Here is a 14832-nt window from a genome sequence, read left to right on the forward strand (position 1 = left end):
GCCCCGGGGGGTGCGGCATCACGGAGCCGGGGATGGGGTACCGGTTCGAGAAGTAGGGGCCTTGCCCCAGGGCTACGGAGATGTCGGCGGGCCCCGGTACGCTTCAGATATGAGTGCTGTTCCTCGTTCGCAGAAGCCGGCGGGCCGGTTCCGGCGCATGCTCGACCGGCTCTCCTCGTCGCAGGAGGACCTGGAGTCCGAGGAACTGCGGGAGGACTCCGAGACCACCGGCTGTATCCGGATCGGAGACTGCCAGGACCGCCAGATAGTGACGGTTACTGGTACCTTGCGCACGGTCACCCTGCGACCGCGCGCCGGAGTCCCTGCCCTGGAGGCCGAGCTGTTCGACGGATCCGCGGCGCTGGACGTGGTCTGGCTCGGCCGGCGCTCCATCGTGGGCATAGAGCCGGGACGCAAGCTGATCGCATCCGGCCGGGTCTCGATGAGCCGGGGCCGCCGGGTGCTGTTCAATCCCAAGTACGAACTGAGACCCCTGGGACGGGAGTAGCCGGTGACGTCGCTCGACAAGCCGACCGAAGAGAATTCTGCGGACGACGCCCGGGCGGTGACCGAGGCCGCCCTGTTCGAGGCGTTCGGCGGCGTGCGGGGCATGGTCGAGACGGTGGTGCCCGGCCTGCTCTTCGTCACCATCTACACGATCAACAAGGACCTGCACCTGTCGGCGATCGCGGCGCTGGCCGTGTCGCTGGTGCTGGTCGTGGTCCGGCTGGTGATGAGGGACACCGTCAAGCACGCCTTCAGCGGTGTCTTCGGCGTGGCCTTCGGTGTCGTCTTCGCGATGATGACCGGCAACGCCAAGGACTTCTACCTGCCCGGCATGCTCTACACGCTGGGCCTCGGACTCGCGTACGTGATCACGGCCATGGCGGGGGTCCCGCTGATCGGGCTGATCCTCGGGCCGGTGTTCAAGGAGAACCTCTCCTGGCGCACGCGGAACCCGGGCCGCAAGAAGGCGTACACCAAGGCCAGTTACGCCTGGGGCGCGATCCTGCTCGCCAAGTGCGCGATCCTCTTCCCGCTGTACTGGTGGGCCGACACCACGCAGCTGGGCTGGGTTCTGGTCGCCCTGAAGATCCCGCCCTTCCTGCTCGCGGTGTGGCTGACCTGGGTCTTCCTGGCGAAGGCGCCCGCGCCGATCGACGTGTTCGCGGAGATGGAGGCGGAGGAGAAGGCCGCCGAGGAGAGGGAGCGGCAGGCCGCGGCCCGGTCCGCCGAGTAGGTACGTGAAGCGCGGAAGGGGCGTCCCGGGAAGCCGGGACGCCCCTTCCGCATGACCGCGGGGCCCGCTCAGCTCTTCGCGCTGTCCCGCCGCACCGACAGCAGGTCCTCCAACTGCTCCTCGCGGGCCTGCGCGGCCACGAAGAGCAGCTCGTCTCCCGCCTCCAGGGAGTCCTCCCGGGAGGGCGTCAGAACGCGCGTACCGCGGATGATCGTGACCAGGGACGTGTCCTCCGGCCACTCCACGTCCCCGACCCGCGTGCCGGCCAGGGCCGACTCCTCCGGCAGGGTCAGCTCGACGAGGTTGGCGTCGCCGTGGCTGAAGCGGAGCAGGCGGACGAGGTCGCCCACGCTCACCGCCTCCTCGACCAGGGCCGACATCAGGCGCGGGGTGGAGACGGCGACGTCCACGCCCCAGGACTCGTTGAAGAGCCACTCGTTCTTCGGGTTGTTCACCCGGGCGACGACGCGCGGAACCCCGTACTCCGTCTTGGCCAGCAGGGATACGACCAGGTTCACCTTGTCGTCGCCGGTCGCGGCGATGACGACGTTGCAGCGCTGCAGCGCCGCCTCGTCCAGGGACGTGATCTCGCAGGCGTCGGCGAGCAGCCACTCGGCCTGCGGGACGCGCTCGACCGAGATGGCGGTGGGCGCCTTGTCGATCAGCAGGACCTCGTGGCCGTTCTCCAGCAGCTCGCCCGCGATCGAGCGGCCGACCGCGCCGGCACCGGCAATGGCGACCCTCATCAGTGACCGCCCTCCTCTTCGGGACCCTTGGCGAACGCCGCCTCGACCGTGTCGACCTCGTCGGTGCGCATCATCACGTGCACCAGGTCGCCCTCCTGCAACACCGTCTGCGAGGTGGGCAGGACCGCCTCGCCGAGCCGGGTCAGGAACGCCACGCGCACGCCCGTCTCCTCCTGGATCCGGCTGATCTTGTGGCCGACCCAGGCGGTGGAGGCGTGCACCTCGGCGAGCTGGACACCGCCGGTGGGGTCGCGCCACAGCGGCTCGGCGCCGGAGGGGAGCAGCCGGCGCAGCATCTGGTCGGCCGTCCAGCGGACGGTGGCGACGGTGGGGATGCCCAGGCGCTGGTAGACCTCGGCGCGGCGGGGGTCGTAGATGCGGGCGGCGACGTTCTCGATGCCGAACATCTCGCGGGCCACGCGCGCGGCGATGATGTTGGAGTTGTCACCGCTGGAGACGGCGGCGAAGGCGCCGGCCTCCTCGATGCCGGCCTCCCTCAGGGTGTCCTGGTCGAAGCCGACCCCGGTGACGCGGCGGCCGCCGAAGGAGGACCCCAAGCGGCGGAAGGCGGTGGGGTCCTGGTCGACCACGGCGACCGTGTGGCCCTGCTGCTCCAGGTTCTGGGCCAGGGCGGAACCCACCCTTCCGCAACCCATGATGACAATATGCATCGCGTCACACCGCGCTTCCTGCAGGCCCTCTGACCTTCATGAACGTCGTACTCATGTCTCTCTTTCGGCTCGCCAGGCAACACGTCGCGGCCTGAACGCGGGCCGCCGGTCAACATCATGCCGGGGGAAATCACGCCATGATGCCTTCCGGGGCCGGTGCCGCGTTCCACTGCCCGACTCCAACGTATCGGCAAAGCCGAGGGGGTTGCCGGGGGCCCTGCCGGGGCTTCGGCCAGGGCTTCCGGCAGGACTTCGGCGGGGGAGGAGTCTGTCATGCGGACCGACATCGACGTGCTCGTGCTGGGCGGCGCGGGCGTGGACACGATCGTGCACGTGCCCGAACTGCCCGTGCCGTTCGCCGACAGCCACATGATCCGGCCCGGGATCGTCACGCGCGCGGGCCAGAGCGGGGACTTCGTCGCCCTCGGGACGAGCGCGCTGGGCCTGCGCACGCACCACATCGACATGCTCGGCGACGACCCCGAGGGCGACCTCGTCCGCGCGCTGCACCGGGACCGCGGCATCGCGCTCACCGCCGTCCCGCAGCCGCTCGGCACCAAGCGCGCGGTCAACCTGGTCGGCCCCGACGGCAGGCGCCTCTCCCTGTACGACGCGACGCGCTCGGCGGAGACGGACCGGCTGCCCGAGGCCACGCTGCGCGCCCTCGCGGCCGTGAGCCGGCACGCCCACGTCGTCATCACCCAGCCGTGCGCGCACGCGCTGCCGATCCTGCGCGAGGCGGGCGTCACGATCTCCACCGACCTGCACGACTGGGACGGGGCCGACCCCTACCACGAACCCTTCGCCCACCAGGCCGACCTGGTCTTCCTGTCCTCCACGGCACTGGCCGACCCGGAGCGGACCATGCGGCGGATCGCCGAGCGGGGCCGGGCCCGGGCGGTCGTGGCCACGGCCGGGGCGGACGGGGCGTACCTGCTGGCGGACGGCGCCCTGACCCACGTCCCCGCGGCCGAGCCGCCGTCCCCGGTCGTCGACAGCAACGGCGCGGGCGACGCCTTCGCCGCCGCGTTCCTCCACGCCTGGCTGAACGGCGAACCACCCCACCGCTGCGCCCTGCACGGCGCAGTGGCCGGGGCCTACGCCTGCACGGTGCCGTCGACCCGGGCCGAGAGCATCGGGCGGGAGGAACTGCGCGCCGGGGTGGCGGAGCTGGAAAGGGTCTCGGTCAGAAGCCGGCCGTGCGGTTGAAGCTGGTGATGTTGAGCTTGATGCCCTCCGTGGTCTTCAGCGTCGTGGGAAATTCACCGGTGGCGGTCTGTCCCGGCTGGACGTCGGTCTCCAGCTGAGAGCTGTTCGCCACCCGGGTGCCTTGGGCGTCGACCGCTTCCCAGTCCCACGAGTAGGTGGATTTCTCGCTGCTGTTGTTCTTGATCGTCCAGACCACCCAGATGTTGTTGATGCCCGCCTGGGAACGGTCCTCCAGCTCGAAGCGGACGAGATCGTCCCGTTCGCTCCGGCCCTGCGGCTCCGGCTCGTTCGCTTCGGGTGATGCGGCCGTGGTGGTCTCGCCCTTCGGCGCGGGTGTGCTCTCGTCGTCACCGCCGCACGCCGTCGTCAGCGCGAGACCCGCGACCGCGACCGTGGCGATGAGTACGGATGAGAATCGGCGGTGGTGCTTGTTCATGGCCCATCCTCCTCGTACTCCTATCGTGCCTCCGGCGACACGTCCTTGCGTCGGCCGATGCTGCGCACGCTCGCCAAGGTGAGGATTCCGAGGACGATGAGTGTGGCTGCGGCGCCGATGAGTTCCGCGGGCGCGTGCATGGGGCCTCCTGGGGGCGGTGACGGCCAGGTCGGGGACAGGCTTAGTCATATAGGCATGGAAGTGGCCTGACCTGCGGAATCCGCAGCCGCACCAGCCCCTGAATTCACTCGGAGAGCAGAGGGAACGCCGATGAGGGGTGGCGGGTGGGCGGCCCCGCAATCGAACGCTTACGATCCTCTGTTGTGTCCAAACTGACCGACGTGCCCAAACGGATCCTGATCGGGCGCGCACTGCGCAGTGACCGGCTGGGGGAGACTCTCCTGCCGAAGCGCATCGCACTCCCCGTCTTCGCCTCCGACCCGCTGTCCTCCGTGGCGTACGCGCCCGGCGAGGTCCTGCTGGTCCTGTCGATCGCGGGCGTGACGGCCTACCACTTCAGTCCGTGGATCGCGGTCGCGGTCGTCGTGCTGATGTTCACCGTGGTGGCCTCCTACCGGCAGAACGTGCACGCCTACCCCAGCGGCGGCGGCGACTACGAGGTGGCCAACACCAACCTCGGCCCCAAGGCGGGCCTGACGGTCGCCAGCGCGCTACTCGTCGACTACGTCCTCACCGTCGCGGTGTCGATCTCCTCCGGCATCGAGAACCTGGGCTCCGCGATCCCCTTCGTGGTCGAGCACAAGGTCCTCTGCGCGATCGGCGTGATCGTGCTGCTGACGCTGATGAACCTGCGCGGCGTGAAGGAGTCGGGTTCCCTCTTCGCCATCCCGACGTACGTCTTCGTCGCGGGCGTCTTCACGATGATCGCCTGGGGCGCCTTCCGCGGACTGGTCCTGGACGACACCATGCGGGCACCCACCGCGGACTACGTCATCAAGCCCGAGCACCAGGGCCTGGCCGGCTTCGCCCTGGTCTTCCTGCTGCTGCGCGCCTTCTCCTCCGGCTGCGCCGCCCTCACCGGCGTCGAGGCGATCTCCAACGGCGTCCCGGCCTTCCGCAAGCCCAAGTCCAAGAACGCCGCGACCACCCTCGCGATGATGGGCCTGCTGGCCGTCACCATGTTCTGCGGCATCATCGCGCTGGCCGCCGCCACCGACGTCCGCATGGCCGAGAACCCGGCCCGCGACCTCTTCCACAACGGCGTCCCGCTCGGCGCGGACTACGTGCAGAACCCGGTGATCTCCCAGGTCGCCGAGGCCGTCTTCGGCAAGGGCAGCTTCCTGTTCATCGTGCTGGCCGCGGCCACCGCGCTGGTGCTGTTCCTCGCCGCCAACACGGCCTACAACGGCTTCCCGCTGCTCGGCTCGATCCTCGCCCAGGACCGCTACCTGCCGCGCCAGCTGCACACCCGCGGCGACCGGCTGGCCTTCTCCAACGGCATCGTGCTCCTCGCGGGCGCCGCCGGACTGCTGGTGTGGATCTACGGCGCGGACTCCACCCGCCTGATCCAGCTGTACATCGTCGGCGTGTTCGTGTCGTTCACGCTCAGCCAGACCGGCATGGTCCGGCACTGGAACCGCCACCTGGCCACCGAGCAGGACCAGGCCAAGCGCCGCCGCATGATCCGCTCGCGCGCCATCAACGCCTTCGGCGCTTTCTTCACCGGGCTCGTGCTGGTCGTCGTCCTCGTCACCAAGTTCACGCACGGCGCCTGGGTCGCCCTGCTCGGCATGGTGATCTTCTACGCGACGATGACGGCCATCCGTAAGCACTACGACCGGGTCGCCGAGGAGATCGCCGCCCCCGAGGGCCCGAGCGACGACAGCGTACGGCCCTCCCGCGTCCACTCCGTCGTCCTGATCTCCAAGATCCACCGCCCCACGCTGCGCGCCCTGGCCTACGCCAAGCTGATGCGCTCGGACACGCTGGAGGCGGTCAGCGTCAACGTCGACCCGGCCGAGACCAAGGCGCTGCGCGAGGAGTGGGAGCGCCGCGGCATCGACGTACCGCTGAAGGTCCTCGACTCGCCCTACCGCGAGATCACGCGGCCGATCATCGAGTACGTCAAGAGCCTGCGCAAGGAGTCGCCGCGGGACGCGGTGTCCGTGATCATCCCCGAGTACGTCGTCGGCCACTGGTACGAGCACCTGCTGCACAACCAGAGCGCCCTGCGCCTGAAGGGCCGGCTGCTGTTCACGCCGGGGATCATGGTGACCTCCGTGCCGTACCAGCTGCAGTCCTCCGAGGCGGCCAAGCGGCGGGCCCGCAGGCAGCAGGAGTGGAACGCGCCGGGGTCGGTGCGGCGGGGGCCCGCGCAGGAGCGGACCCGGGAGTCCTCGGACCCCAAGTCCTGACCCGGGGCCTTGTGAAACGGTCGTGAAACGGCCGGGCGGCAGCCACGTAGACTGGTGGGCTGTTGTCCGGCCGTTTTCCGTACGGCCCGTCGCCCTCTCGTATTTTGGAGTCACCCCGCCATGCAGGCAGAACCGAGGAAGTCGCTGGTGGGGGAGGAGTACGAGGTCGAGGTCGGCCCCGTCGCCCACGGCGGCCACTGCATCGCCCGTACGTCCGAGGGCCAGGTGCTGTTCGTCCGGCACGCCCTGCCGGGTGAGCGGGTCGTGGCGCGGGTGACCGAGGGCGAGGAGGGCGCGCGGTTCCTGCGGGCCGACGCGGTACGGGTGCTCGACGCCTCCAAGGACCGGATCGACGAGCCCTGCCCCTACGCCGGGCCGGGCCGCTGCGGCGGCTGCGACTGGCAGCACGCCAAGCCGGGAGCGCAGCGGCGCCTGAAGGCCGACGTCATCGCCGAGCAGCTCCAGCGGCTCGCCGGGCTCACCCCGGAGGAGGCCGGCTGGGACGGCACGGTCCTGCCCGCCGAGGGCGACAAGGTGCCCGCGGGGCAGGTCCCGGCCTGGCGGACCCGCGTCCAGTACGCCGTCACGGCCGACGGCCGGGCCGGTCTGCGCCGGCACCGCTCGCACGAGGTGGAGCCGATCGACCACTGCATGATCGCCGCGGAGGGCGTCAGCGAGCTGGGCATCGAGAAGCGCGACTGGACCGGCATGGACTCCGTCGAGGCGATCGCGGCGACGGGCTCGCAGGACCGGCAGGTGATCCTCACGCCGAAGCCGGGCGCGCGCCTGCCGCTGGTCGAACTGGACCGGCCGGTGTCCGTCCTGCGCGTCGACGAGCGCTCCGGCGGCGTCCACCGCGTCCACGGCCGCCCCTTCGTCCGCGAGCGCGCGGACGGCCGGACCCACCGCGTGGGGGGCGGCGGCTTCTGGCAGGTCCACCCGAAGGCGGCGGACACGTTGGTGACGGCCGTCATGCAGGGCCTGCTGCCGCGCAAGGGTGACATGGCCCTCGACCTGTACTGCGGCGTCGGCCTCTTCGCGGGCGCGCTCGCCGACCGCGTCGGCGACAAGGGCGCGGTCCTCGGCATCGAGTCCGGCAAGCGCGCGGTGGAGGACGCCCGCCACAACCTCGCCGACTTCGACCGTGTCCGCATCGAGCAGGGCAAGGTCGAGAGCGTGCTGCCGCGGACGGGCATCACGGAGGTCGACCTGATCGTCCTGGACCCGCCGCGGGCCGGGGCGGGCCGGAAGACGGTGGAGCATCTGTCGTCGCTGGGGGCGCGGCGGATCGCGTATGTGGCGTGCGATCCCGCTGCGCTGGCGCGGGATCTCGGGTACTTCCGGGACGGGGGGTATCGGGTGCGGACGTTGCGGGCGTTCGATCTGTTTCCGATGACCCACCACGTCGAGTGTGTCGCGATCCTCGAACCGGCCGCGAAGGGCTCCTGACCTGCGGTTTTGTGCGTGCGCATTATGTGCGGTGTGGGCGTTACGGGCGATATCTTGACGCTGAAATGACGCTCGTGACGCTCATTTGACGCTCGTCCTGATGGGGTGTCAGGCGCTTTGTCGGGCAGGTCAGACCCTGCCAAGGTGGCGAGCGCGATGGGGCGCCGAGGGCAGGCGACGCGGAGCGCAGACCTACTGAGTCGTGCTGATCAGAGGTCCCGGAAGAGACCAGCTAACGCTATGACCTGCGAAGGTCCGCTTCCGGATAAGTGGGTGGAAGCTATACCTCGCACAGGGATAACACCCCGACTCGCGGAGCCGGAAGCCCGGCGGGCGACGCCTCGGTAGTTCCGGTTCCCGCGCCGCTTCTCCTCATCCGATCGTCGCCGCGCTCAAAGACATGGAGGAGCGGCTCGTGATGCCTAGGCCCGTGATCCGCCGGTTACTGATGATCATCACATGTGTCGAGTTCCCCACCAGCCGACCATGATCAAGCATCAGGGCCGACGCCTCACCGCCAACCGTGCAAGGGCTCGTTGAACTTGACGATTGGCTCGCGCTGGACTTGAACGTCAAGGTCACAGCAGGTACGAGAAGCGCAGTGCCCCGCCCTCCTCTCGGTAGCGGCCCCGGCCGCGCTTTCCGTAAGGGTTGGGGAGCATCTGGATGGCAACCTTGTGCGGGGTGAGGGCGTGGGTGACCACCAGGAGGCGCCAGCGGTCGTTGCCCGCGTGCTGGCGGGCCGCGCGGACCTCGCTCTCTCCTAGCTCGAAGCGGCCGCCTTCGCCCGCGGTCGCCTTCACCTCGTACAGGTAGGGCCGGCTGCCGGAGCCGACCCGGAAGTCGAAGCCGAGGCCGTCGTCACCGGACGGGCTGGGGAAGGCTTTGCGACGGTTACTCGACACCCAGCAGGTCTCGTCCATGCGGTCCGGGTAGCGCCCACACAGCCACTGGTAGGCATACCACTCGCCCACGTACCCGATCGCCTCCCGCTGGGCCGTGGTCAGCCCGCTGTCCATGCCTCCCCCGTACCGCCGCCCACGCGTGCGACCGGTCGCCTGAGTGCGCCCGGTTTGGGGACGGGGATCCGTGAAGCGGAACGGCCCGGCGGCAGTGATGCCCGGCGCCGAGCCGCTCTGCAGGACACGGTCGAGTTCGCGGGTGAGGGCAGTGAAGTCGCCGGAGGACACCTCGAAGTCGCGGCCGCAAAAGGAGATCGACCGCCGTTTGCGCTCCCGTTCGCGGCGCTCGTGCTCCGCTGCGTTGCGCACCCGCTCCAGGTCGGCCTCGGACAGCCCGTGCCGTTCGGGATCCGTCGCCACCGCCATCCCGTCGGGCCACTGGCCGAGGGCCGCCAGCCAGCCGACGACGTCGGCGGGGGACAGAGGCCGGAAGTCCAGCGCCCCCGCAGCTTCCAGCCGCGCGGTGACCTCCTCAGCTGGCTCGCCTCCGGTCAGGGCCGCTGGCAACGGGTGTCCGGCCGCCCTGACCAGGACCGCGAGTTCGGCGGCCAGGCCGGTGATCGTACGGAGGTTCGCGCCGCGTACCTGGTCGGGGGCGGGCAGGCGTTCGCCCGACCGGGGCAACGGCACCGGGCGGCTCAGGCGCAGCGCCAGCTGCTCCTCCACATGCGCCTCCAGGAGCCCCGTGTCGGCCGTGTCCACGGTGTACTCCCATGCCTCCGGCGCGGTGATCCAGTCCAGGGCCCTGACCGAGGGCCAGTCAGGCATCGGACGGCGCGCGTCGAAGTCCTCCAGCGCCGCCCAGCGCAGCCGGTCGACGAGGTCCTTCTTGCGCAGGTCCAGGTAAGTGCGGAGCGCCTCTTCATGCTCGGCGGCGTGGCTGACCGGGTCCAAGGGCGGGCTCATCGCGCGCAGGGTGTCGTTCAGCTCGGCGAATCCGATGCCCAGGTCGCGCCGCAGTTCGTCCGTACCGCGGGCCGCGCGGGCTCTGGCGATGAACTCGGATACGGGGACCGGGAGCTCGGCGGCGTACTCCTCGAGGTGGGCCTGGAACTCCCGGGTGTCACCGGGCGGCGGCAGGATCAGCGAGTTCGCCGTCTCCGTGCCGAGCAGGTGGACGAGGAAGGGTCGGCAGCGTTCCAGGACCGCGCCGATGGCGCCGTCGATCCGGCGGCTCGTCTCCTCGACCTGGCGGACCGTGACTTCCAGGGCGTCGGCGAGATCCTCGTGGCCCGGGTCGAGCAGGTCGGCGTGGCGGGAGGCGAGCTGGTGGGCGGCGAGGCGCAGCCGGTCGCCGAACTCCCGCCGTCCCAGCAGCTCGGCGACGGCCACCACGAGGCGGGCGGTCTCCGGCCAGCCCGGCTCGCCTGCCGGGGCGAGTACCAGCGGATGCTTCGGATCGGGTAGTGGTAGCACTCCGCCGAGGCGGCCAGGCAACGTCACGGGCCGGCCGTCGAGCTCGATGTCCCAGGAGCGGTATCGGTGCAGCCGTATGCCCCGGATCAGGGACGTCAGTTCGCTCAGTTCGACCTCGCTCGCCCGGGGGCCGCGCGCCAGGTGGTCGCAGAGAACGCCCACAGCCAGCGTGATCCAGGGCAACTGCTGGACCAGTGGCTCTCCCATGGCAGCGGCATTCACCTGTGCGCCGTCCACGGTCACCGTGAACTTCAGGTCGTCGGTGTGCCGGACGCCCGCGGGGTGTCTGGCCGCCAGCAGCGCGGCGGCCTCCGCCGCGACACCGGGAAGGATGAGCAGGGGGCGCGCCATCTCCCGTACCAGCAGGGCCGTCAGACTGTCACGTTCACCGCTGACGCAGAGCACGGTCCGGGCATCACCGTCGTCATCGCTCTCCCCGCCGTCCAGGGCGGACAGCGGTACGCTGATCAGCCGGTCCCCGGACTCAGCCAGCAGACTGGCGCCCTTGGGCAGTTCGGGACGGGGACGCCGTACGAGGTGCCTCCAGGCGCGTTCGTTGGCGCGCTGCGCGGCGGGCCGGTCCTCGGCCCCCAGCGCGCCCTCCGCCGCAAGCCGTCCCAGCGCGGCGACGAGGCGGGCGCTGTCCCGGGGGTCGTCCCAGGTCGGCAGCCGCATTTCCCGTAGGCGGTCGCCCGCCTTCCCGCGTTCCAGAAGGTGGCGCAGCCGATGGTCGACGGTCGGCGCGTACGAGGGCTCCTCCTCCAGTCCGGGCGGGCAGTGCCAGGCATCGGCCGGCCGGACGAACCGGACGGCCCGGTCGCGGCCCCGCACCGGGAGCCACGGCTGCTCCCGGACGAAGGCGCCGAGCGGGGTCGGGACCCGTTCCCTGTCCGGGGAACTTTGGCTGCCGGCACTGGTCCAGACGCTGGCGAACCTCGCGTCCTCCCAGCTGGCCAGGCCATGCAGGACAAGCCGTGCGTACGCCAGCCGGGCCTCCTGCCCGAGGCGTCCGACGACGTCCTGGCCGGGGAGCCGCCAGGCGGGGGTTCCCCGGTACGGCGTCCGGGGGTAGTAGACACCGGGCCAGTGGACGTACGGCTCCCATTGCTCCTGCACCTCGGCAGACACCTTCGCCATGCGGACCAGCCGCCGAGCGCTGAGCTCCTGGCCTTGCTCTACCCAGCCCAAGGCGTCGGGGGACCTGACCGGGACCAGCCCGTCGGCCACCCCGGCCTCCAGCAGGAACGCCCGCCACTCCTCGGTCTCGCTCCGCTTGGCGAACTCCTCGGGCGCGGCGAGGAGGCGCCCGGCGATCGCCTTGAGGCTCTTCGACACGTCCTGCCCGGCGGCGACCACCGCCGCCAGGTCATCACCGGCGGACGCGCGGCCCCAGCCCCGGCCGAAGACGGCGTCGCTCGCCTTGATCAGCCGGCCGTCCGCCGACGGTACGTACAGTCCGAGCGAGGAGATCTCCATCCCGCCCAGCGAACGCCGCGGCTGCCACAGCCGGAAGACGAACCGCAGGGTCTGGAGCCGCAGCCGGAGATCGGTGCTCACGCCGAGCGCCTGCCGTACGTGGTCCAGCAAGCCCTTTGTGTCGTACGGCCGGACGAGCCCTTCCTCCTCGAGGAAGGCACGGGCGCCCCGCCCGCGCGTGTGCTCGCCGCGGTCCTTCCAGACCAGCCCCGGGTGCAGGTAGAACAACCGCTTGCGGAGCGGGGCGGGAACGGAGGGGGCCTCGGTCTGGTTCGTTTCCGTATGCACCGGCTGGAAGAACGCCTCGCGACGGGCACCCTGACCGCCCGGCTTGCCCCGTGCACGTGTACTCGTGCCCGTACCTGTCCTGCCGGGGGGACGGTTGGTGTGCTGCCGTGTGCAGTCCTCCGCGAGCAGCAACTGCCTGCCGTGCAGGACGTGCCCGTTGTCCGCGAAGAGGGCGGCCAGGTCCTCGTACAGCGCGCTCCACTGCTCGGGGGATTCACCGGGCCCGGGAAGGGGAAGGCCCCGGGCGATCCGTTCCACGTACTCGGCGAGGATCTCCGGGCCCGGCTCCCACGGGCACCCGAGGGCCTTGCACAGGGTGGCCAGCCGTTTCAGCCGGTCGCCACCGGTCTCGGGGTCCGCCACCACGATCCCCGCCTTGTGCGCGCGGTGTGCCGTGAGGACGGTCAGGTTGAGGTCCGGCCACAGGACCGCGTCGCGGGGCGGGGCCCAGCACGCCTCCGGTGGGGCGCCGTCGGCGGCGAGGACGGGCACGAGCGGTACGTCGGCGAGTTCGCTCCCGTGCACCTGCAAGGCCGCCGCGCGGAGCCGCCCTGGCGAGCCCTTCTCATTCTCCCAGCTCACCAGGTCCACGGCCAGTTGCCGCATGGCCGGATCGGGCACGGTACGCAGTTGCGCGGCGGCCGCCAGACAGGTTTCGGCGACCGCGTCGAGCAGCAGCACGTTGAGGGGGTTGTCGGGGGGAAGGCCGGTGCGGTCGAACTTGGTGAAGAATGGGGCGTTCACGTGCCCCGGGAACGGCGCGGCCTGGTCCTCGCCCATCGGCAGGAACGTGTAGATCTGCCCGCGTCGCGGTCGGCGCGTCGCGGGCAGCGGGAGCGCGACCTCGACGACGGCGGACCGCTTCCACTCCTGCCACGTGTCGTCGAGGAGCCCGGAACCGACGGCCTCGGCGAGCGTGCTGTTCAGCCGTTCCTTCTCCACGGTGCCCCGGGCGACGAGAAAAGTGTCGGACGGGCCCAGGCGCACGGTCGCGAAGGAGACGGGAAATTCGTGCCCGGCACCGTCCCGCGCCACCGCGAACGGCTCCTCGGAGCGGGAAAGCTCGTGCCGCTCGTGCGCCTCGTGGTCGTCGTCCGGCACGCCCGCCTCGCCACCGGTGGCCCGCCGTTCCAGCGTCAGGCCGACGAGCCGGTCGAGGAACAGCATCACGGGTACCTTCGCCCCCGCGAGCTCGCGCATCCGCAGCCGGACCTCGGCCCGGGCGGCCTCGCTCAGCAGGGGCAGCCGGACGACGGTCACATACCCCTGCGCGGCGAACTGCCGGCAGGTCGCAGGCACATCGTCCAGCGGCAGGGGTGCCTGGAGCGGGGGATACTTGGCGGCCACTTCGTGGGCGTTGTCCTCACCGGCGAGGAACTCCTCCACGTCGGCCCTCTGCGCGAAGCGGAAGCAGTACCCGTCCAGTTCTGGGCCGATCGGGCTGTCGGGGTCCGCGCTGTAGATCTCGGGCGCGTCGCTGATCAACAGGATGCTGCGGAACCCGACGCCCTTGTTGCCGATGCCCTCGCCGACCTCCTTCGAGCTTTGCGCGAGCTCGCAGATCCGTTCGATGTTCCGCCAGGTGAAGGGTGTGCCGCCGTTGGCGACGTACAACGTCCCCCAATCGCCCTCCGCCTCGTCCAGCAGGACGTGGACCCGTCCGTCACGGCGGTCCCTCGGATGCGCGTCGTAGCCGTTCTGCAGCAACTCGAAGAGCGAGCGGCCCGCGTACTCCCGCGCGCTCGTGTACGACGCGGCGTTCACCTGCCGTGCCATGCGCAGGACTTGCTCCGACCGGGCCCCCTCCAGCACGGACCGGCCGTACTCCCGCAGCTGCTCGGCCCGGGCGTTCCTCGCCATGGTTCTCCCCTCACCTCAGCGTGATGAGGACGGTATCCCGCCGCACTGACATCGGGGGGCGCGAGGACCACCCTGTGGAGCGTGGCTCGGAGCTGAGCTTGACATTTGGTCCACCGTCGAACGGGCTCATTGATGCTTATCTCTCCATCTGCCAGTTCGGTCGCCCGTTGGTGAGCCCGATCTGCGGATCACCGGTTTCCCGTCCAAACGATTCGACGTGTGAAACCGCCTCTCTCCAGTTCCTTTGCCCGGCGCAGTTCTTCTAGCGCTACCGAGTCGATGCCGAGGCTCATAGCGAGGGCATGGACGACTTCCAAGACGTCGGCAAGCTCGCCTAGGGCAACAGCATCGTCCGCGGATAGTCCGCACGAACTGGAGCCTGCACGACCTGCGGCACACAGCCGCGAACCGGATGGCCAACGACCCCAATCCCACCCTCGCCCAGGTGCGGGCGATCATGCGGCACGCCGATCTGGCGACCACCGGCCGCTACCTCAACGCCCGTGTCGAGGACCTCTTCGACGCCCTGCAGCAGCACTACAACCGGCCCCGTGTGGAGCGGAGTTTCGCACCGGGATACGACCCCGACGATGTCAAGGCGGTGTTCGGTGGCTAGCCGCACCCCGGTCGACACCTACACGGCCCGCAACCGTCGGCAGACCTTCCGCGAAGAGCCCGGACCCGAGCCGACCCGGTTCACCAGC

At 70.6% G+C, this 14832-nt stretch carries 10 protein-coding genes; 6 read left to right on the forward strand and 4 right to left on the reverse strand.

All coding sequences use genetic code 11. The features are described from left to right. Positions 1-109: 109 nt before the first annotated feature. Complete coding sequence (locus C1703_RS30035; RefSeq protein ID WP_114255762.1) at positions 110-508, forward strand: OB-fold nucleic acid binding domain-containing protein; 399 nt, start codon at positions 110-112, stop codon at positions 506-508. 3 nt (positions 509-511) lie between these two features. Further along, a complete protein-coding gene (locus C1703_RS30040; protein WP_114255763.1) occupies positions 512-1240 on the forward strand; it encodes a DUF3159 domain-containing protein in 729 nt (242 codons plus the stop codon). 68 nt (positions 1241-1308) lie between these two features. Here the strand turns inward: C1703_RS30040 and C1703_RS30045 are convergent, their stop codons facing one another. Both C1703_RS30045 and C1703_RS30050 read right to left on the reverse strand, forming a co-directional pair. Further along, positions 1309-1986, reverse strand: a complete 678-nt coding sequence (locus C1703_RS30045) for a TrkA family potassium uptake protein (protein WP_114255764.1) — start codon at positions 1984-1986, stop codon at positions 1309-1311. Then, positions 1986-2657 carry a TrkA family potassium uptake protein gene (locus tag C1703_RS30050; protein ID WP_114255765.1) on the reverse strand — a complete coding sequence of 224 codons (672 nt, stop codon included), beginning with the start codon at positions 2655-2657 and terminating at the stop codon, positions 1986-1988. The genes C1703_RS30045 and C1703_RS30050 overlap by 1 nt, the downstream gene beginning before the upstream one ends. Before the next feature lie 273 nt (positions 2658-2930). Here C1703_RS30050 and C1703_RS30055 point away from each other — a divergent pair, with 273 nt between their 5' ends. Next, positions 2931-3866 carry an adenosine kinase gene (locus tag C1703_RS30055; RefSeq protein WP_114255766.1) on the forward strand — a complete coding sequence of 312 codons (936 nt, stop codon included), beginning with the start codon at positions 2931-2933 and terminating at the stop codon, positions 3864-3866. On the opposite strand, the gene C1703_RS30060 is transcribed toward C1703_RS30055, so the two are convergent. Next, positions 3844-4302, reverse strand: a complete 459-nt coding sequence (locus tag C1703_RS30060) for a hypothetical protein (protein WP_114255767.1) — start codon at positions 4300-4302, stop codon at positions 3844-3846. The two genes, C1703_RS30055 and C1703_RS30060, sit on opposite strands and share 23 nt — an antisense overlap. A 323-nt stretch (positions 4303-4625) precedes the next feature. Between C1703_RS30060 and C1703_RS30065 the strand changes: the two genes are divergently transcribed. Both C1703_RS30065 and C1703_RS30070 read left to right on the forward strand, forming a co-directional pair. Further along, a complete protein-coding gene (locus C1703_RS30065; RefSeq protein ID WP_114255768.1) occupies positions 4626-6677 on the forward strand; it encodes an APC family permease in 2052 nt (683 codons plus the stop codon). 120 nt (positions 6678-6797) lie between these two features. Further along, positions 6798-8126: a class I SAM-dependent RNA methyltransferase gene (locus C1703_RS30070; protein ID WP_114255769.1), complete on the forward strand. Its 1329-nt coding sequence runs from the start codon at positions 6798-6800 to the stop codon at positions 8124-8126. A gap of 578 nt (positions 8127-8704) precedes the next feature. On the opposite strand, the gene C1703_RS30075 is transcribed toward C1703_RS30070, so the two are convergent. Then, the gene (locus C1703_RS30075) at positions 8705-14128 is read right to left on the reverse strand and encodes a DUF3883 domain-containing protein (RefSeq protein WP_114255770.1); all 5424 of its coding nucleotides are present in this window, start codon (positions 14126-14128) and stop codon (positions 8705-8707) included. 412 nt (positions 14129-14540) lie between these two features. On the opposite strand from C1703_RS30075, the gene C1703_RS30080 reads away from it, so the two are divergent. After that, the gene (locus tag C1703_RS30080; protein WP_114255771.1) at positions 14541-14744 is read left to right on the forward strand and encodes a hypothetical protein; all 204 of its coding nucleotides are present in this window, start codon (positions 14541-14543) and stop codon (positions 14742-14744) included. Positions 14745-14832: the final 88 nt, after the last annotated feature.

It is taken from the genome of Streptomyces sp. Go-475 (assembly GCF_003330845.1).
Classification (GTDB): domain Bacteria; phylum Actinomycetota; class Actinomycetes; order Streptomycetales; family Streptomycetaceae; genus Streptomyces.